Source organism: Streptomyces sp. NPDC007346, assembly GCF_040703535.1.
Classification (GTDB): Bacteria; Actinomycetota; Actinomycetes; order Streptomycetales; family Streptomycetaceae; genus Streptomyces.
Window position 1 is genome coordinate 1 of record NZ_JBEYKR010000137.1, and the last position, 18,763, is coordinate 18,763.

Sequence of the window (18,763 nt, forward strand, 5' to 3'; positions counted from 1 at the left end):
CGTCGGTTCGATTGCCAACGGCATCGCCTTCGGCTTCATCTCCTGGACCGTGATCAAGCTGATCTCGGGCCGCCGGCATGAAACCCGGCGCGGCACTCGTCGGCGCGCTCCTGCTGCTCGGCGCCGACATCGCCGCGCAGCACGCCATTCCGGGCGTACTGCTGCCGACCGGCGCGGTCACGGTGTGCGTCGGCGGGGCGTACCTGCTGGTCCTGCTGGTACGGGAGTCCCGGCGGGGGGCCTGAGGCCCTGCCGGTCATGGCTGATCCCCTCCGCACGGGGCCTCGGCCGTGGACGCCGGTCGTACGGTTTGCGGAGCGGCGGACATGGGGTTTGAGTGGAGGGGACCCCCCATTCGCTCATCTGGAGCTGGTATGTCGATGGCATTCGGTTCTCCCTCCGGTTCGCCCGATCCGTTCAGCGAGATGCTGAATCGCTTCTTCGGTATGTCGCCGGCCTCGTCGCCCCCGGCCGTGCAGCGCGTGCCCGTCGGCCGGCTTCTCACGGAGCCCTCGCGTGACCTGCTGGACGCCGCGGCCGGCCGAGCGGTCCAGGACGGTACGACCGACCTCGACACCGAGCACCTCCTGTGGGCCGCCACCCAGGTCGAGCCCACCCGCGGGCTGCTCGCCCAGGCCGGGGTCGACCCCGAGCAGCTCGGGGAAAGGATCGCCGAGGTGCTGCCCCGGGAGTCCGAGGAGCCGTCCTCCCGGCCCGGCCTCACCCCGGCCGCCAAGCGGACCCTCGCCCTCGCCCACGCCCGGTCGCAGGCGGCGGGCATCTCGTACATCGGGCCCGAGCACATCCTCGGCGCCCTCCTCGGCGACGCCGGCTCCGGCGCCTCCCGGTTCCTGCGCGCCGAGGACCCGGATGTCTCCAGGCTGCGCGGGATGACCGACCAGGCGGTGGGCGGGAACGGTGCCTCCGCAGCCGCGAAACAGCCGTCCACGAGCCTGGACGAGTTCGGCCGGGACCTGACCGCGGAGGCGGAGGCGGGCAGGCTCGACCCCGTGGTCGGCCGGGCCGACGAGATCGAGCAGACCATCGAGATCCTGTCGCGGCGCTCCAAGAACAACCCCGTGCTCATCGGTGAGCCCGGTGTGGGAAAGACCGCCATCGTGGAGGGGCTCGCCCAGCGCATCGTCGCGGGCGAGGTCCCCGACACGCTGAAGGGCAGACGGGTCGTCTCGCTGGACCTGTCCGGCATGGTGGCCGGCGCCCAGTACCGCGGACAGTTCGAGGAGCGGCTGAAGAAGGTCATCGAGGACGTCCAGGAGGCGAGCGGCCACATCATCCTCTTCATCGACGAGATCCACACCGTCGTCGGCGCGGGCGCGACGGGCGAGGGTTCGATGGACGCGGGCAACATGCTCAAGCCGGCCCTCGCCCGCGGTGAACTCCACGTGGTGGGCGCGACGACGATCGACGAGTACCGCAAGCACGTCGAGAAGGACGCCGCCCTGGAACGCCGCTTCCAGCCCGTCCTGATCCCCGAGCCCACCGTCGAGGAGACCGTGCAGATCCTCGAAGGGCTGCGGGACGCGTACGAGGCGCACCACCAGGTCCGTTTCGCCGACGGGGCGCTGACGGCGGCCGCGGAACTGTCCGACCGCTACGTCAGCGACCGGTTCCTGCCCGACAAGGCCATCGACCTGATGGACCAGGCCGGTGCCCGCGTACGGCTGCGCAGCGCCAACCGTTCCACCGAGGTCGTCAGCCGGGAGGACCGCATCGCGAAGCTGCGCCGGGAGAAGGACCAGGCCGTCGCCGCCGAGGAGTTCGAGAGGGCCAAGGAGCTCAAGGAGCAGATCGCCGAGGTGGAGGGCGAGCTCGCGGGCATCGAGGAGCGGCGTGAGGGCGTCGTCTCCGTGACGGCCTCCGACATCGCCGACATCGTCTCCCGCCGTACGGGCATCCCGGTCTCCCAGCTCACCGCCGGCGAGAAGGAGAAGCTTTTGAGGCTGGAGGAGGAGATGCACGCCCGGATCGTCGGCCAGGCCGAGGCCGTCACCGCGGTCTCCGAAGCCGTACGCCGCAACCGCGCGGGCATGGGCGACCCGAACCGGCCCGTGGGCTCGTTCCTCTTCCTCGGCCCCACCGGCGTGGGCAAGACCGAACTCGCCAAGACCCTCGCCGAGCTGCTGTTCGGGGCGGAGGACCGCATGGTCCGTTTCGACATGAGCGAGTTCCAGGAGAAGCACACCGTCGCCCGGCTCGTCGGCGCGCCCCCCGGCTACGTCGGGTACGACGAGGCCGGCCAGCTGACGGAGAAGGTGCGGCGCCACCCCTACAGCGTGGTGCTCTTCGACGAGGTGGAGAAGGCGCACCCCGACGTCTTCAACACGCTGCTCCAGATCCTCGACGACGGCCGGCTGACGGACGGACAGGGCCGTACGGTCGACTTCCGCCACTGCGTCGTCATCATGACGTCCAACATCGGCGCCCACCGCATCCTCGCCCACCAGGGCGACGCCACCGAGCTCAAGGACGAGCTGATGGAGGATCTGCGCGGGCGGTTCCTGCCCGAGTTCCTCAACCGCATCGACGACATCATCGTCTTCCACAGCCTCACCGAGGACGACCTGTCCGAGATCGTCGACCACCTGCTCGACCGCAGCAAGCACCGCGTCCACGCCCAGGGGCTGACGCTGGAGGTCACCGAAGCGGCGAAGAAGCTTCTGGTGGCCCACGGCTACCAGCCGGAGTTCGGCGCCCGCCCGCTGCGTCGCACGATCCAGACGGAACTGGACAACCGCATCGCCTCCCTGCTCCTGGGGGGCGAGGCCGAACCGGGCGACACGATCGTCGCCGACGTGGAGGGCGACTCCCTCCACTGCGTGATCTCCCCCGCCCCTGGTTCCTGACCTCCGGCCCCCGACCCCTGACCAGGCGGGGTGCTCATGGAGGGAAGGCGGCGGAGAAGTCCAGGACCAACCGGCCACGCAGACCGCCGGCCTCCAGCCGGCGGTGGGCCTCGGCCGCCCGGTCGGCGGGCAGTACGTCGGCCACGTGCGGCGTCAGGACGCCCTCCCCGGCCTGACGGCGCAGCGTGTCCAGCCGCTCGGTGTCGGTGATCCCGTCCGTCACCGTCACCGTCACCGGGCACACGCGGATGCCGCGCGCGGCCGGGCCGGGCCGGCCCCGCAGCGCCGGGGCGACTTGCTCACCCCCGGCGCCGGCCCCGGACGAGGATCCGGCTCACGGTCCGCGCCAGACGTTGGCGAAGGCCGCGTTCTCGATGGTCCGCCTCTGCCGTACGGACTCCAGCTCCATCACCGCGTCGTGGACGGCAGCCACCACCGTCGTCACCGCGTCGTCGAGGCCGGGCTCGTCGTCGGGGCCGCCCTCGCCGTCCGGACGTCCGTCGTCGACGCCCACGGCCGAGGCGAGAGCGACCAGGACGGGTTCCCGCCCCTCCCAGCGGTCGGCCGCCCCCCGGCGGGCCGGCGTGTCGGCGGGCTCCACGCGTTCCGAACCGAAGGACAGCCGGCCGCCTCGCTTCCGCGTCAGCTCGCCCTCCTCCTCCAACGCCTCCTGGTACGCCGCCGAGAGGTCCTTGCCCCGGCGCCACAGCCAGTCCTCGATCTGCTCGTGGGGCGGCTGCCGGGTGAGCCGTGCCGCGGCCTCGCCGAGGAGCCGGTCGTCCGGCGCCGACGGACCGGCCGGCACGATGCGGTCGCCGTCCACGGTGACGGCCCCCGCACCGATGAGATCGATCAGCTCGGCCCCCGCGAGGGCGAGCGACAGGTCGCCCTGTCCCACGGAACGCTCGGGCCTTGGATCCATAGCGACGATGAACAGGTCTTTCGCCGTGGTCATGAAGGGCTCCCCTCGGAGACGTGGACGTGGACACGAGTTCGCCCGTCCCGACGGCCCGGCCTCCGTGCGGAGCCGGTTCGACGGCGGGCGACTGCCACGGTCACCATCATTACCGTCCGGGCGGCCGAAGTCCTGTCGCCGTGCGAAGTCGGCCCGCCCCTGACACAAGCTGGTTGCACAATGATTAGACGACTGTGAAACTGGCCCTGTGCCACGCCTGGAAGTAGTTGCCTCAGAACCCTGTTGCCCGCCCCTCGTGGCCGCGCCCCTGGGAGCGGAGCAGGCTTCCGACGTGGCCAAGATGTTCAAGGCCCTGGGTGACTCGATCCGGCTCCGCCTGTTCTCGATGATCGCCTCGGCCGCCGGCGACGAGGTCTGCGTCTGCGATCTGACGGGCCCCTTCGACCTCTCCGCCCCGACGATCTCGTACCACCTCAAGATCCTCCGGGAAGCCGGTCTCGTGACCTCCGAGCGCCGCGGCACCTGGGTCTACTACCGCGCCCGGCGCGACAGCCTGGAGATCCTGTCCGGGCTGCTCGCCGTCCCGGCAGCCGAGGCCCGCGAGGCCTGAGGCGACGGGCGGTCCTCGCTTGAGGGGTACGGCCGCAGGGTCCGCCGCGTCACTTCTCCCTCCTTCCGCGACCGTGTGACTGTGTGATCGCGTGATCGCGCGTGCGTCTCGTGATCGTCCACTCCCTGGGCCGGCCCGTGGCCCCCGAGAGCTTGATTAGATACCTGTCTATGTTGACGAGTGCCCAGGCGGGATGGGACGCTGTCTTCGTAATATAGATATCCGTCTAATCAGGGGTCGATCGTCATGAGCGAGCAGCAGCGTCCCGTCGTCGTCATCGGAGCCGGCCCGGTCGGACTGGCCGCCGCCGCCCACCTCGCCGACCGCGGCCTGCGGCCCCTGGTCCTGGAGGCGGGCCCGGTCGCGGCCGCCGCGGTGCGGGAGTGGGGCCACGTGCGGCTCTTCTCGCCCTGGAGCGAGGTGGTCGACGCCGTCGCGGAGAAGCTGCTCGCGCCGACCGGCTGGAGCCGGCCCGCCCCGGACACCTGCCCGACCGGCCGCGAGTGGGCCGAGCAGTACCTCCAGCCCCTGGCCGACGTGCTCGGCGAAGAGCGTGTCCGCTACGGCGCCACGGTCACCGGAGTGGCACGGGCGGGCCGCGACCGGGTGGTGGACGCCGAGCGGGAGCTCCAGCCCTTCGCGGTCCAGGTGCGGTACGCCGACGGGCGGGAGGAACGCATCACCGCGCGGGCCGTCCTCGACGCCTCCGGCACCTGGGGGACGCCCGGCCCGGTCGGCGGCAACGGCTTGCCGGCCCTGGGGGAGGAGGCGGCGGCGGACCGCATCGTCCACCGCGTGCCCGATCTCCTGGACCCGTCGGTGCGCGCCCGGTACGCGGGCAGGCGCACCGCGGTGATCGGCTCGGGCGCCTCCGCGTTCACGGCTCTCGCCGCCCTGGCCTCCCTCGCCGGTACGGGAGAGGGCGCCGGTACGCACGCGGTGTGGGTCCTGCGCCGGGGCCTGTCGGGCTCCACCTTCGGTGGCGGCGAGGCCGACCAGCTCCCGGCTCGCGGGGCCCTCGGCCTCGCCGCCAAGGCCGCGGTGGACGACGGGCACGCCGACGCCGTGACGGGTTTCCGGGCCGAGGCGGTCGAGCGGGACCGGGACGGACGTCTCGTCCTGGTCGCCGAGGACGGGCGGCGGCTCCGCCCGGTGGACGAGGTGATCGCCCTGACCGGCATGCGCCCCGACCTGTCGTTCCTGTCGGAGATCCGCCTGCGTCTCGACGAACGGCTCCAGGCCCCGGTGGAGCTGGCGCCGCTCATCGACCCCAACCAGCACTCGTGCGGCACCGTCTACCCGCACGGGCACCGTGAACTGGCCCACCCCGAGCGGGACTTCTACGTCGTCGGGATGAAGTCCTACGGCCGCGCGCCGACGTTCCTCGCGCTGACCGGCTACGAGCAGGTGCGCTCCGTGGCCGCCGCCCTCGCGGGGGACACGGACTCCGCCGACCGGGTGGAACTCGTCCTGCCCGAGACGGGCGTGTGCGGTGGGGCGGGTCTGTTCGAGACTCCGGAGCCGGACAGCGCCGACGGGGACTGCTGCGGGGCCACCGGCCCGCAGCCGGTCGAGCTGGGCGCCCGGCCGACCTCCGGCGGCTGCTGACCCGCTGCGCGGGACTCACCGTCGAGGGAGCCGGGTGCCGGGCCCCGGGTGCCGGGCCCCGGGTGCCGGGCCCCGGGAGCTGGGCCCCGGGAGCTGGGCCCCGGGAGCCGGAAGGAGGGAGGCGGGGGGCCAGGAGCCCGTCCGCGTCGCGTCCCCGCTCGGCCCGCCGCCCTGGCCTGCGGCCCGCCCCCCCCGCACCCGGCTGACACGCGGTCACCGGTTCATGCGGACCGGCTTCCGTCGCGGTCACCCCCTCACGCGGGCCAGGTGCCCGTGACGCGCCGGGCCGCCTGGGCGCCCGACCGTTCGACCGTGGCCTTGACCACGGCGAAGATCGCGCCCTGCACGGCGGCGGCGAGGAGGATCTGCCGCCACGGCCGGTCCTCGTCCAGGGCGTCAGGGGCGTCGCCCTCGCCTTCGATGAGCTTCCACGTCTGTTTGAACGCGGCGCCCGCGATCATGCCGCTGACCGCGCCCAGCGCGAGCCCTACCGGTTTGTACGCGATCCGGGACGCCTTCATCGGTTGCGCCCCCGGCTACGACGTATCAGCAGGAAGGCGATCAGCAGCGCACCGCCCGCGAGGAGCGGGGCGCGGTTGGCGCGTGCGGCCGTCGCGGCCCGGTCCGCCTGTTCCAGCAGCGGGTCGGGGGTCCGGTCCGCCGCGTACCGCCCCGCCCTGGCCGCGCTCTCGCGCACCTGCGCGGCGGCCTGCGCCGTCCTCTCCAGCACGGCATCCGGTGTCCTGTCCTTCACCAACTGCGTGGCCTGCTCCGTCTTCTCACGGATCTGACCGGAGGCCGACGCCGCCTTCCGGGCGGCCTGCTCCCTGACCACGGCGGTCTTCTCGGCGGCCTGTTCCCTGACCACGGCGGTCTTCTCCTTCGCCTGCGCCTTGATGTCGGCCTTGGCCGCCAGCGCCTCGACGGTCTGCCCGAGTTCGTCGCGCGTCCGCTCGACCTGCTCGCGCAGCTCCTCGGGGGTGGGTGTGCCCATCTGGTTCTGCGATTCGTCGTTCATCGGTGAGCCTTCTCCTTGACCTCGGCCAGATCGGCCTTGACGCTGTCGATGGTCTGTTCGGGGGCCGGGGTGCCTGCCCGGGTGATCTGTTTCCTCCCGGCCAGGGCTGCCACGCCGGCCACCGCGGCCAGCACGGCCGTGACGATGAGGGCCGCCGCCCACACGGGCAGTGCCAGCGCGAGTGCGGCGATGCAGGTCGCCACCAGGGCCTGGGCCGCCAGGACGCCGACGAGACCCGCGACGCCGAAGAGGCCGCCGCCCTTCCCGTAGCGCCTGCCCTTCCGCGTCATCTCCGAACGTGCCAGCCGCATTTCCTCGCGGACCAGCTCCGAGATCTGCTGCGAGGCACGCGAGACCAGCGCGCCCACCTGGTCGCCGGTGGCGCCGGCCCGCTGCTCTGCTGTGCTCATGATGAGGTCACCTTGCTCTCCTCGATCGGTCGGAAATCGTCACGGGGACGTGGGCCGCCGCGACGGAACATCCTCGTCCGGATGTGTACGCCGTCGCCGCGGTCCGGCTACCCGGCAACCGGGCGGGCATCCGTCCCACGGGGAAGAAGTCCTGCGACGGGAGGTCAGGCGGGCGGAAGCCGCCGGGAGTCCGCGCGGGCGTGTTCCGCGGCAACCCGGGTAGGCGGAGCCACATGCCGGCGGGACTCCGCGGCAGCGTCTGGGGCAGGGAAGGGTCGTAATGTCGATATCCATGGAGGCCACGACCGAGGCCCTGACGAGGACCACAGCTCCGGCGGCACTCCCGCAGATCGCCGATCCGCAGAAGGTCGCCCCGAAGGACGCCCGTGCGCTGGGCACGCTCTTCTTCGAGCAGTTGCAGGTCCTCGAAGAGGGCACCCACGAGTACCAGTACGCGCGCAACATCCTCATCGAGATGAACCTGTCCCTGGTGCAGTTCGCCGCGAAGAGGTACCGCAACCGTGGCGACGGCCAGATGGAAGACATCATCCAGGTCGGCACCATCGGCCTGATCAAGGCGATCGACCGCTTCGAGCTGTCACGCGAGGTCGAGTTCACCTCGTTCGCGATCCCCTACATCGTCGGTGAGATCAAGCGCTTCTTCCGCGACTCCACCTGGTCCGTCCACGTCCCCCGGCGCCTGCAGGAGCTGCGGGTCACCCTGGCCAGGACCAAGGAACAGCTCACCGCCACCCTGGGCCGCGACCCCGGCGTCGCGGAGCTCTCCGAGCACCTGGGGATCAGCGAGGAAGAGGTCATCGACGGCCTCATCGCCTCCAACGGCTACACCGCCGGCTCCCTCGACCTGCCGCTCGGCGGAACGGAGCAGGGCGGCTCCGACAGCGCCACCTACGCCGACATCACCGGCGACTGCGACCCCGGCATGGAACTGGTGGAGAACCTCCACGCGCTGGCCCCGCTGCTGGAGACGCTGGAGGACCGCGACCGGGAGATCGTCCGGATGCGCTTCGGCCAGGAGATGACCCAGGCCCAGATCGGCGAACGTCTCGGTATCTCCCAGATGCATGTCTCCCGGCTCCTCTCCCGGCTCCTCACCACCTTGCGCGAAGGCATGCTCACCCAGAAGTGAGCCGCAGGCCCCCGCCCCACAGCCGCCGCCCGGACGCCCTGTCAGGACCGGTGGCCGACCGCGCCCTCCCTGAGTCGGCCGACCGCGTTCCGGTGCCCAACGGGCCCCAGGAGGAGGGCCGATCGGCCCTCCCCTCGGTGTGCGCCGGGCGGGATGCTGGCTCCAGCGGCCGGCCGAGGGGCCGGTCCGCACGAACGTACGGAGGCAGAACCGTGAAGAAGGCCGTAGTCGTAGGGGTGGACGGTTCGCCGGAGAGTCTGGCGGCGGCCGACTGGGCGGCGCGCGAGGCGGCTCTGCGGGATCTGCCGCTGCGTATCGTGCACGCCTGGCTCTGGCAGCCGCTGGACATCCCCCTCGTCCAGAACCGGGAGGCCGAGGCACTGGCCGCCCGTGCCGTGCTGCGGGAGGCCGAGGACCAGGTGGCTGGCCGCTATCCCGAACTGCCCGTCTCCTGCCGCGTGCTGCCCGAGACGGCGGTCGTGGCGCTGCTGGCCGAGGCCGAGCGGGCCGCCCTGCTGTGCCTGGGCACCCGGGGCCACGGGGCGCTGCTCGGCTTCCTCCTCGGCTCCTACGGACAGCAGGTGATCTCCGGGGCCAAAGGACCCGTGGTCTCCGTACGGGCCTACGACGGTGAGTACCCGGTCCGGGAGAACGGCGAGGTCGTGGTCGGCCAGCAGGGCAGCCCGGAGGAGAGCGCGGAAGTGCTCGGTTTCGCCTTCGAGGCCGCCGCCGTACGGGGAGTTCCGCTGCGGGCGGTCCGCGCCTGGAGCCTGCCGCCCGTCTACACCTGGGGCGCCTCCCTGGCCCTCGCCGACGCCTCGGGAGGGCTGGAGCCCTTCGAGCACAAGGCGCTCCAGGAGGCCCTGGCCCCGTGGCGCGACCGGTTCCCCGAGGTGAAGGTCGTCGAGCACGTCGAGATGGGGAGCGCCGGGCAGGTCCTGGTCGAGGAGTCCGCGGAGGCGCAGCTGCTGGTGGTCGGGAGGCGCGCCCGCCGGGCCCCGATCGGCACCCGGATCGGCTCGGCCGCCCACGCGGCCCTGCACCACGCCCGCTGCCCCGTCGCCGTCGTCCCGTACGCCTGACTCCGCCGTCCCGCTCGTCGGGCCCGCCCTGTCTCCCCACAGGGCGGGCCCGGCGAGCGGGACGGCCGGGGACCCTCCTCCCCCGGCGGGGTCAGGAACCTTCCGAACCCTCCCGGCACCGTCCCGGTGGCGGCAGCCCCATAGAGTGGCGCGGAAGGTGACGGGGCGGAGGGGAAGAGGGCCTGTGGGGGACGAGCAGCCGCTGTCGCGGATGCCTCAGATGCGGCTGGACGAGCTGCTGGAGGAGTTGCAGGCGAGGATCAACGCCGCCAGAGGGACCCGGGACCGGGTGCACAGCCTGCTGGAGGCGGTCGTCTCGGTCGGCCGCGAACTGGACCTCTCCCAGGTGCTGCGCCGCATCGTCGAGGCCGGCGCGCAACTCGTGGACGCCCAGTACGGCGCGCTCGGCGTGATCGGGCCCGACGGGCGGAGCCTGTCGCAGTTCCTCACCTCGGGCATGACGCGGGAGCAGCGGGAGCGGATCGGACCGCTCCCGGCAGGCCACGGCCTCCTCGGTGAGCTGATCCGGCACCCGGAACCCCTGCGCCTGAGCGAACTGGGCGCGCACGAGGCCTCGTTCGGGTTCCCGGAACACCACCCACCGATGCGTACGTTCCTCGGCGTCCCGATCCGGGTGCGCGACGAGGTCTTCGGGAACCTCTACCTCACCGACAAACGGGACGGCCTCGACTTCGACGCCGAGGACGAGTCCGTGATCACCACCCTGGCCGTAGCGGCCGGCGTGGCGATCGACAACGCCCGCCTGTACGAGAGTTCGCAGCGCCAGCACCGCTGGCTCCGGGCCGGCGCCGAGGTCACCAACCACCTGCTGTCGGGGGAGGCCCGCCAGGACGTGCTGGAGCTGATCGCGCGACGGGCCGGCGAGATCACCGGCGCCCGCCTGGCGGAGGTGTCCGCGCCCGTCCCCGGCACGGACGACCTGGTCGTGGAGCTGTCCGTCGCGCTGCCGGCGGGCGACGGCGGCCTCCAGGGACTGGTCGTACCGGCCGAAGGGACCCTGGCGGGCGCGGCCTCGGCGGCGGGCACCCGGGTGGTCTCCGCCTGCCTGGGCAAGGACCCCCGCTTTCTTACCGACCCCCACCTGGCCGCCGGACCGGGGCCCGCCGTCGCCGTTCCGCTGGGTGCGGCCGCCGGGGCGGACGTCCTGCTGCTGGTCCGCGCGGTCGGCGAACCGGCCTTCGCCGAGGCGGAGCTGGAGCCGCTGCTGGCCTTCGCCGGGCAGGCGGCGCTCGCCCTGGAACTGGCGGTACGCAGACGGGACGCCGAGCACGTCGCGCTCCTGGAGGACCGGGACCGGATCGCCCGCGACCTCCACGACCTGGCGATCCAGCGGCTGTTCGCGACCGGCATGACGCTCCAGAGCACCGCCCGGCTGATCGAGCACACAGGCGCGGCCGAGCGGGTGGGCCGGGCCGTCGACGACCTGGACGAGACCATCAAGATCATCCGGTCCACCATCTTCGGCCTGCGGGCCCGGGACGAGGGCCCCGGTTCGAGCCTGCGCGCCCGCGCCTCCCGCACGGTGGGGGACGCGGTGACCTCGCTCGGCTTCCCGCCCCGGCTCAGCATGGAGGGCCTGCTCGACACCGACGTACCCCTCGAGGTGGCCGAACACGTGGTCGCGGCGCTCGGCGAACTCCTCAGCAACGCGGCCCGCCACGCGCACGCCACCCGCGTCGAGGTGAGCCTGAGGGCCACCGCCGACGAGGTGATCCTGACCGTCTCCGACAACGGCAGGGGCGTCCCGGAACGGATCCGCCGCAGCGGGCTGGACAACCTCGCCGAGCGCGCCCGCCAGGTCGGCGGGGCCCTGGAGATGTCGGCGCCCGACGGCGGAGGCAGCCGGCTGCTCTGGCGCGCCCCGCTGAGCTGAGCCGGCCCGGCTTTCGTATGCCCCCGCCGACGAGGGCCGACCGGCCCTGTTCGCCGGCACCGGCCCTGCGGCACGATCGTGGCAGCCCGCCTCGGTGGGCTCGGACGACGGATGACGGAGTGTGTGATGACGGACAAGGGTGCGGACGCCGACGGGAAGGCCCCGGTGACGGTCTTCCTCCTCGACGACCACGAAGTGGTGCGCCGGGGCGTGCACGATCTGCTGGACGCCGAGCCCGGCCTGACCGTCGTGGGGGAGGCGGGCACCGTGGCACAGGCGCTCGCACGCGTCCCGGCCCTGCGCCCCCAGGTCGCGGTCCTGGACGTCCGCCTGCCCGACGGGGACGGCGTCGGCGTCTGCCGCGAACTGCGCTCCCGGATGCCGGAGCTCGCCTGCCTGATGCTGACGTCCTTCGACGACGAGGAGGCGCTGCTCGACGCGATCGTGGCGGGCGCGTCGGGCTACGTACTGAAGCAGATCACCGGAACGGACCTCGTCCAGGCCGTGCGGACGGTCGCCTCCGGCCGGTCGCTGCTCGACCCCGGCGCCACCGCCCGCGTGATGGCCCGCCTCCGCGACGACGCCGCCCGGGACGACCGGCCCGCGGGAGTCGCGGCGCTGACCGCACGGGAGCAGGACATCCTCGCGCTCATCGGCGAGGGGCTTACCAACCGCGAGATCGGACTGCGGCTCCACCTCGCGGAGAAGACGGTGAAGAACAACATCTCCCGGATCCTGGCCAAGCTCGGCGTCGAACGCCGCGTACAGGCCGCGGTCCTCGCCACCCAGGCACGGCGGCCCGGATGAGGTGGTTCAGGCCTCCCCGCCCCGCCCCCGACGGGCCATCATCCGCTGGGCCGCGGTCAGTGCGGTGGCGGTGGCGCGGGTCGAGCGAAGGGCCGCCCGAGCCGCGTTGGCGCCCGGGGCGCCGTGGACACCGCCGCCCGGATGGGCGGAGGCCGAGGCCAGGTACAGCCCCTTCACCGGCGTCTCGGGGCGGCCCGTGCCCGGCACCGGACGGAACACCAGCTGCTGGTGCATCGCGGCCGTACCCCCGTTGATCGCCCCGTGATGGAGGTTGCCGTCCGCCGCCTGGAGCGTGGGCGGGGCCAGGATCCGCCGGGCCAGGACGCGGCCGCGGAAGCCGGGGGCGTACCGCTCGACCTGCTCCTCCACCCGGTCGGCCATCCGCTCCCGCTCCCCGGCGTCCCACCCGCCGGACAGGCCCTCCCCTCCGGCGTCCGCCTTCACGGTGTGCGGCACATGGGTGTAGGCCCACGCCGATTCCGTGCCGCGCGGTGAACGGGTCGCGTCCGCCGTGGTCATCTGCCCGAAGAGCAGGAAGGGGCGGTCCGGCACCAGACCGCGGGCGAGCTGGGAGGCGAAGCGGGTGAGCTCGTCGACGCCCTCCACCAGGTGCACGGTGCCGGCCGTGGCGGCTTCGGGGCTGCTCCACGGGACGGGACCGTTCAGCGCCCAGTCCACCTTGAACGTGGCGAAGTCCCACTGGAACCGCCGCATGTCCTCCAGGAGCCGGGACGGCAGGTGCTCCGCGTCCACCAGCGACCCGTACAGGCTGGGGGCGGACACGTCGGCGAGCACCGCCCGGCGGGCCGCGAGCGCGTCCCCGGACGCCGTACGGACCCCCACGGCACGGCCCTGCCGCACGACGACCTCGCTCACCCGCTGCCCGCACCGCACGGTCCCCCCGCGGGCCTCCAGCCGCCGCACCAGGGCCGAGGTGAGCGCGCCGGAGCCGCCCACCGGGACCGGGAAGCCGTGGAACTGCCCCAGCATGGCCATCAGCCAGCCGAAGCCCCCGCTGCCGGCGGCCTCGGGGGCCAGGTCCGCGTGCAGGGCGTTGCCGGCCAGCAGAAGCCGGCCGCCCTCGCCGGTGAACTCCTCCTCGCCGAGCCTGCGTACGGGAAGGACGAGGCTGCGGGCCAGCCGCAGCCCGCCCGCCGCCCGCAGCCGGGCGAGCAGCCTGGTGCCGGCGAGGACGGGTGGGAAGGGGGAGAAGAGGGCGGCGACGATGTCGTCGCCCAGCCGCTCCCACACGGCGCACAGCTCCAGCCAGCTCTCCCCGTCACCGGGGGCGAAGCCGTCCAGGCCCTCGGCGGTGACCGCCCGGTCGCGGTCCAGTACGGCACACCTGCCGTCCAGCAACGGATGGGCGAGCACCCGGGGCGCGTGACTCCAGCGCAGCCCCTCCCGCTCGAGGTCCAGCGCCGCCAGCACGGGGGAGACCGCCGCCAGCGGGTAGAACGAGCTGAACAGGTCGTTGACGTAGGCGGGATCGACCCCCCGGTCACTGCGGACCGCGCCGCCCGGCTCGTCCTGCTCCTCCAGGACCTCCACGGACCAGCCGGCGTCCGCCAGCACATTGGCCGCGACCAGACCGTTGGGCCCGCTTCCGATCACTACTGCGTCGACCATGGCACCGTCCTTCGCCCCGGTACGCGCCCGAGAGGCGGGCCCGGGATCAGTCGGCCGGTCCGGCGACGCGCGCGCCGCCGCCCGGTTGTGCGGCCGTCACGCGCTCGACCAGCCGGGCCAGGCGCGCCAGCATGGTGCGGTGGCGGAGCTGGAGCAACGTGTCCAGCAGCGGGTTGTGCAGCGTGCCGCCCAGGCCGCGCAGCGGGTGCTCGTCGACGATCACGAGGGTCCCATCGCCCCAGGGCCGGATGTCGAAGGCGATACGGGCGGTGCCCCAGGGGCCGCCCTCGGCCTCCAGCTCCAGGGTCCCGGGCCGGTCGATGTGCCGGACGACGGTGCACCCGGTGAACCGCTTGGGCCCCACATGCACGTGATACGTGATCGACGAGCCGGTCTCGGGCCAGTCGCCGTGCTCCGGGCGGGAGTCGGAGGTCCCGACCACCCACTGCCCGTACAGGGCTTCGTCCTCCAGGACCGCCCACACGGCGGCCGGTGGACGGTCGATGAGGTGGTGACGTACAGCCATGATCCTCCTCGGTCGGCACGGCGGGCGGATGTTCCCGGGTGCAATTCTGCCCGGAGCCGGGCACTTTCGCCGCCCGGCGGCCACCGCCGTCACCGAGGGACGGACGCGGTGGCGGCCACGGCACCGTCACAGCAGCAGCGCGTAGGCGAGGAAGAAGGCCGCCACCACCACGGCGACCGTGACGATGGCGATCAGCGGGCCCTTGGCCCACCCCCGGGGCGGCGCGTGGCGCGGCCCGGCCTCCGAGGTGCTGCCCTCGGCGGGGGGAGTCTCACCGGCGGGGACGCCGCCGCCCGGCTCCAGGCCGGGGGTGTCACGCGGATCGGGGTCGGGATTTCCAGTGCTCATGTCCTGCGGGTACCCCGCAGGGCCGGGGCACACCGAGAAAGGCCCGAACGGGCGTATCGCCCCCGGGGCCGCGCCACACCTCCGCCGGAGGGAGGCGGCGTTAGGAACGACCGGGGCGGGGAACCCGGCGCGCCACGGACCATCCACCCCCACGAAGGGAACGCCCATGGCAACCGCACGCGAGATCATGACCGCCGGCACGGAGTGCGTCGGCGAGAAGGAGAGCGTTCTGGAGGCCGCCAGGAAGATGACCGGACTCGGCGTCGGCGCCCTGCCGATCTGCGGCGCCGACAACCGGCTCAAGGGCATGCTGACCGACCGCGACATCGTGACCAAGGTGCTCGGCGCCGGGAGGAACCCCGCCGACTGTACGGCCGGTGAGCTGGCCCAGGGCGAGGCGGTCACCATCGGCGCCGACGACCGGGCGGAGGAGATCCTGCGCACGATGACCGAGCACAAGGTCCGCCGGCTGCCGGTCATCGACGGCCACACCCTCGTCGGCATGGTCGCCACCGCCGACGTGGCCCGCTCCCTGCCCGACCCCGACGTCGGGTACCTCATCGAGGCCCTCTCCACCGACTGAGCCGCCCCGGGCGCGCCCCCCGACGCCCCGGCCGGGCACGGAACCGGCCGGGGCGTCGTCGTGCCCCCGGCCGCGCGGGTGGCACGAACTCCGCGACGACCGGCACGAACACCGCGACGACCGGGCGGAATCGACTGTTCGCCGGAGCAAACTGAATTCAATGTGTGAAACGTACTGGCAGGGGAACTCTGCCAGCCGTGCCCGTCGGGACCACGGCGGCCACCCAGGCTCGTCCGTCGTCCGGCCGCGTGCCGCGGGGCGGCCGGGACCCGACATCTCCCGCTGACGTCCTGCCCGCTGTCCGGCAGACGCAGGGTGTGGTGATCCACCTCCACCGCGGATGAAAGGCCGTCCTATGTCATTGATGACGACACCAGTTCCCTGGCGCCGCGCCGTTGTCACCGGGGGCGCCGGTTTTCTCGGCTCCCACCTGTGCGAACGGCTGCTGGATTCAGGAGTCGAAGTCGACTGCGCGGACAATCTGCTCTCCGGCTCCGAGGGCAACATCGCCCATCTGGAGGGGCGGCCCGGCTTCCGGTTCGTCCGGTGTGACGTCTCCGCCGGGCCGCTGACCGGCCAACTGCCCGGCCCCTACGACCTCCTCCTGCACTTCGCCTGCCCGGCCTCGCCCGCCGACTACCTGCGCCACCCCCTGGAGACCATGGACGTCGGGAGCCTCGGCACCCGCAACGTCCTGGCCCTCGCGCACCGCGACGGCGCCCGCTTCGTGCTCGCCTCGACCTCCGAGGTGTACGGCGATCCGCTCGTCCACCCGCAGCGCGAGGACTACTGGGGCAACGTCAACCCGGTGGGCCCGCGCAGCGTGTACGACGAGTCCAAGCGGTTCTCCGAAGCCCTGGTCACCGCGCACGTGGGCGCCAAGGGCCTGAACGCGGGCATCGTACGGATGTTCAACACCTACGGCCCCCGGATGCGCGCCCACGACGGACGCGCCGTGCCGACGTTCGTCTGCCAGGCGCTCGCGGGCGACCCGGTGACGGTGGCCGGCGACGGCAGCCAGACCCGCTCGCTCTGCTACGTGGACGACACGGTCGACGGCGTCCTGCTCGTGGCCGCGAGCCAGGCGGTCCGCCCGGTGAACATCGGCGGCGGCGACGAGGCCACCGTCCTGGACATCGCCCGCCGGGTGATCGCCCTGACCGGGTCCACCTCCCCGCTCACCTTCATCGAGCGCCCCGTGGACGACCCCGAGAGGCGCAGGCCCGACACCACCCTCGCGCGTGAACTGCTGGGCTGGGAGCCCCGGGTGAGCTGGGAGGAAGGGATCAAGCGGACCATCGCGCACTTCTCCTCCCTGCCCGAAACCGTTTCCCAGGCCCCGCGGCTCTGACGGAGGTTCCCCATGCGCGTCCTCGGTATCAACGCCCTGTTCCACGACCCCGCAGCCGCCCTGATCGTCGACGGCCGGATCGTCGCGGCGGCGGAGGAGGAACGCTTCAGCCGCCGCAAGCACGGCAAGCGCCCCATCCCCTTCTCCGCCTGGGAACTGCCCGAACTCAGCGCCCGCTGGTGCCTGGAACAGGCAGGCCTGCGCGCAGCCGACCTCGACGCGGTGGCCTACTCCTACGACCCCGCCCTCGCCGCCCCGGCCGACCGGCTGGGGCTGGACGACCCGTGGGACCACCTGCGCCAGGAGTACGCCCGCCGCGCCCCGGAGTTCCTCGCCGAGGCCCTGCCGGGGCTGGACGCGGGCAAGGTGCGGTTCGTCCCCCACCACGTGGCACACGCGGCCTCCGCCGGACAGGCCTCGCCCCACCCCGACTGCGCGGTCCTCGTGCTCGACGGACGCGGCGAGTGCGGCTCCCACCTCTCGGGCCACTACGTCGACCGCCGGCTGACCGTGCTGACCTCCCAGAAGCTGCCGGACTCGGTGGGCCTGTTCTACGAGGACCTCACCCAGCACCTGGGATTCCTGCGCAGCAGCGACGAGTTCAAGGTGATGGCCCTCGCCTCGTACGGGAAACCGCGCTTCACCGAACGGCTGCGCGAGTTCGTCCACGCGGACGGCGCGGGCGGCTTCACGGCCCGGCCCGTGCCGTGGGAGTCGCTGGTACCCGGCAGGGCGCCGGACGCCCCCTGGACGCAGGACCACGCCGACGTGGCGGCCAGCGCCCAGGCCTGCCTGGAGGACGTGATGCTGGAGCTGGCCCGGTGGCTGCACGGCCGCACGGGCGAGGAGGTGCTCGCCCTCGCGGGCGGCGTGGCGCTCAACTGCGTGGCCAACACCCGCCTGCACCGCGAGAGCCCGTTCCGGGAGATCTGGGTGCAGCCCGCGGCGGGCGACGCCGGTACGGCCCTGGGGGCGGCCCTCCACGTGGCCAACGAGAAGGAACCGGTGGAGGCGATGCCCACGGCCGCGCTCGGCCGGGGCTGGAGCGAGACGGAGCTGCGCGGCTGGCTGGAGCGGGCCGCCGTCCCGTACGAGGAGCCCGAGGACATCGCCGAGACCGTGGCGGAGGAGCTGAGCCGGGACGGTGTCGTCGCCTGGTTCCAGGGGCGCTCCGAATTCGGCCCGCGGGCCCTGGGGCACCGCTCCCTGCTCGCCCACCCCGGGCGCGCGGAGAACCTGGAGCGGCTGAACGCGGTCAAGGGGCGCGAGGAGTTCCGCCCGGTCGCCCCCATGGTGCTGGAGGAACGGGCGGCGGAGCTCTTCGACGGCCCGGTGCCCAGCCCGTACATGCTCTTCGTCCACGAGGTCGCCGAGCAGTGGCGCGACCGCATCCCGGCCGTCGTCCACGTCGACGGCACCGCCCGCATCCAGACCGTGGACGCGCACGCCGAGCCGCTGGTGGCCCGGATGCTGGCCGCCTTCGAGCGGCGCACCGGACTGCCCGTCGTCGTGAACACCAGCCTGAACACGGCCGGCCGGCCGATGGTCGACGACCCGCGCGACGCCCTGGAGTGCTTCGGGTCCGCGCCCGTGGACCTGCTCGCGCTCGGGCCGTTCGCGGTGCGGCGGGGGAGGGCCTTCGGATGAACGGGCCCGTGGAGTACGCCGTCGTCGTCCCCACCGTCGGACGGCCCTGCCTGGCCGACTGCCTGCGCGCCCTGGCCTCCTGCTCCGGGCCGGCCCCGACGGAGGTCGTCGTGGTCGACGACCGGCCGGCCGCCGGGGGCCCGCTGCCGCTCGGGCCGGCCCGGGGCCTCCCCGTACGCACCCTGGCCACCGGCGGCCGGGGGCCCGCCGCCGCGCGCAACGCCGGCTGGCGCGTGGTCAGCACCCCCTGGGTGGTCTTCCTCGACGACGACGTCCAGGTGGAGCCCGACTGGGCCGACCGGCTCGCCGCGGACCTCGCG

General features: G+C 73.4%; 19 protein-coding genes and 1 pseudogene. 12 read left to right on the forward strand and 8 right to left on the reverse strand.

The genetic code is table 11. The features are described from left to right. Nucleotides 1-86: 86 nt before the first annotated feature. Together AB0917_RS27370 and AB0917_RS27375 are read left to right on the forward strand one after the other, a co-directional pair. Nucleotides 87-245: pseudogene (locus AB0917_RS27370) on the forward strand (iron chelate uptake ABC transporter family permease subunit); the annotation flags it as partial. A 129-nt stretch (nt 246-374) separates the two neighbouring features. Then, on the forward strand, nt 375-2,864 hold the full coding sequence (locus AB0917_RS27375; protein WP_366822345.1) for an AAA family ATPase: 2,490 nt from the start codon (nt 375-377) through the stop codon (nt 2,862-2,864). A 34-nt stretch (nt 2,865-2,898) separates the two neighbouring features. On the opposite strand, the gene AB0917_RS27380 is transcribed toward AB0917_RS27375, so the two are convergent. Together AB0917_RS27380 and AB0917_RS27385 are read right to left on the reverse strand one after the other, a co-directional pair. Further along, complete coding sequence (locus AB0917_RS27380; protein WP_366822362.1) at nt 2,899-3,147, reverse strand: zinc-binding dehydrogenase; 249 nt, start codon at nt 3,145-3,147, stop codon at nt 2,899-2,901. Nucleotides 3,148-3,198: 51 nt separating this feature from the next. Continuing rightward, a complete protein-coding gene (locus tag AB0917_RS27385; protein ID WP_366822346.1) occupies nt 3,199-3,819 on the reverse strand; it encodes a GPP34 family phosphoprotein in 621 nt (206 codons plus the stop codon). A gap of 256 nt (nt 3,820-4,075) precedes the next feature. Between AB0917_RS27385 and AB0917_RS27390 the strand changes: the two genes are divergently transcribed. Both AB0917_RS27390 and AB0917_RS27395 read left to right on the forward strand, forming a co-directional pair. After that, nucleotides 4,076-4,390, forward strand: a complete 315-nt coding sequence (locus AB0917_RS27390; protein ID WP_366822347.1) for a metalloregulator ArsR/SmtB family transcription factor — start codon at nt 4,076-4,078, stop codon at nt 4,388-4,390. A gap of 246 nt (nt 4,391-4,636) precedes the next feature. Beyond that, nucleotides 4,637-5,998 (forward strand): FAD-dependent oxidoreductase, encoded by a 1,362-nt coding sequence (locus tag AB0917_RS27395; protein ID WP_366822348.1) that lies wholly within the window; start codon nt 4,637-4,639, stop codon nt 5,996-5,998. Between the two features lie 254 nt (nt 5,999-6,252). Here AB0917_RS27395 and AB0917_RS27400 read toward each other — a convergent pair whose 3' ends face one another. Genes AB0917_RS27400 through AB0917_RS27410 form a run of 3 tightly spaced genes read right to left on the reverse strand, consistent with a single transcriptional unit; the run spans nt 6,253 to nt 7,426 of the window. Beyond that, a complete protein-coding gene (locus AB0917_RS27400; RefSeq protein ID WP_366822349.1) occupies nt 6,253-6,519 on the reverse strand; it encodes a DUF4235 domain-containing protein in 267 nt (88 codons plus the stop codon). Beyond that, nucleotides 6,516-7,016, reverse strand: coding sequence for a DUF3618 domain-containing protein (locus AB0917_RS27405; protein WP_366822350.1), 501 nt, complete (start codon nt 7,014-7,016; stop codon nt 6,516-6,518). Before AB0917_RS27405 ends, AB0917_RS27400 begins: the two co-directional genes overlap by 4 nt. After that, nucleotides 7,013-7,426, reverse strand: coding sequence for a phage holin family protein (locus tag AB0917_RS27410; protein WP_366822351.1), 414 nt, complete (start codon nt 7,424-7,426; stop codon nt 7,013-7,015). Before AB0917_RS27410 ends, AB0917_RS27405 begins: the two co-directional genes overlap by 4 nt. Nucleotides 7,427-7,706: 280 nt before the next feature. On the opposite strand from AB0917_RS27410, the gene AB0917_RS27415 reads away from it, so the two are divergent. The 4 genes from AB0917_RS27415 to AB0917_RS27430 all read left to right on the forward strand — a co-directional run bounded on the left by AB0917_RS27415 (nt 7,707) and on the right by AB0917_RS27430 (nt 12,359). Beyond that, the gene (locus AB0917_RS27415) at nt 7,707-8,576 is read left to right on the forward strand and encodes a SigB/SigF/SigG family RNA polymerase sigma factor (RefSeq protein ID WP_366822352.1); all 870 of its coding nucleotides are present in this window, start codon (nt 7,707-7,709) and stop codon (nt 8,574-8,576) included. Nucleotides 8,577-8,788: 212 nt separating this feature from the next. After that, nucleotides 8,789-9,658 (forward strand): universal stress protein, encoded by an 870-nt coding sequence (locus AB0917_RS27420; protein WP_366822353.1) that lies wholly within the window; start codon nt 8,789-8,791, stop codon nt 9,656-9,658. Between the two features lie 220 nt (nt 9,659-9,878). After that, nucleotides 9,879-11,552: a GAF domain-containing protein gene (locus AB0917_RS27425; protein WP_366822363.1), complete on the forward strand. Its 1,674-nt coding sequence runs from the start codon at nt 9,879-9,881 to the stop codon at nt 11,550-11,552. 126 nt (nt 11,553-11,678) lie between these two features. Beyond that, nucleotides 11,679-12,359: a response regulator transcription factor gene (locus AB0917_RS27430; RefSeq protein ID WP_366822354.1), complete on the forward strand. Its 681-nt coding sequence runs from the start codon at nt 11,679-11,681 to the stop codon at nt 12,357-12,359. Between the two features lie 6 nt (nt 12,360-12,365). On the opposite strand, the gene AB0917_RS27435 is transcribed toward AB0917_RS27430, so the two are convergent. The 3 genes from AB0917_RS27435 to AB0917_RS27445 all read right to left on the reverse strand — a co-directional run bounded on the left by AB0917_RS27435 (nt 12,366) and on the right by AB0917_RS27445 (nt 14,862). Further along, nucleotides 12,366-13,988, reverse strand: coding sequence for an NAD(P)/FAD-dependent oxidoreductase (locus AB0917_RS27435; protein ID WP_366822355.1), 1,623 nt, complete (start codon nt 13,986-13,988; stop codon nt 12,366-12,368). 46 nt (nt 13,989-14,034) lie between these two features. Continuing rightward, nucleotides 14,035-14,514, reverse strand: a complete 480-nt coding sequence (locus AB0917_RS27440; RefSeq protein ID WP_366822356.1) for an SRPBCC family protein — start codon at nt 14,512-14,514, stop codon at nt 14,035-14,037. Nucleotides 14,515-14,640: 126 nt separating this feature from the next. Further along, nucleotides 14,641-14,862, reverse strand: coding sequence for a DUF6480 family protein (locus tag AB0917_RS27445; protein WP_366822357.1), 222 nt, complete (start codon nt 14,860-14,862; stop codon nt 14,641-14,643). Between the two features lie 166 nt (nt 14,863-15,028). Between AB0917_RS27445 and AB0917_RS27450 the strand changes: the two genes are divergently transcribed. The 4 genes from AB0917_RS27450 to AB0917_RS27465 form a co-directional block, all read left to right on the forward strand. Next, nucleotides 15,029-15,445 (forward strand): CBS domain-containing protein, encoded by a 417-nt coding sequence (locus AB0917_RS27450; RefSeq protein WP_366822358.1) that lies wholly within the window; start codon nt 15,029-15,031, stop codon nt 15,443-15,445. A 364-nt stretch (nt 15,446-15,809) separates the two neighbouring features. After that, entirely contained in the window at nt 15,810-16,796 is a 987-nt protein-coding gene (locus tag AB0917_RS27455) for an NAD-dependent epimerase/dehydratase family protein (RefSeq protein ID WP_366822359.1), read from the forward strand. Nucleotides 16,797-16,808: 12 nt separating this feature from the next. Next, complete coding sequence (locus AB0917_RS27460; RefSeq protein ID WP_366822360.1) at nt 16,809-18,443, forward strand: carbamoyltransferase C-terminal domain-containing protein; 1,635 nt, start codon at nt 16,809-16,811, stop codon at nt 18,441-18,443. Further along, nucleotides 18,440-18,763, forward strand: a 324-nt coding sequence (locus tag AB0917_RS27465) for a glycosyltransferase (RefSeq protein WP_366822361.1), incomplete at its 3' end; no start/stop codon positions are given. The genes AB0917_RS27460 and AB0917_RS27465, both read left to right, overlap by 4 nt.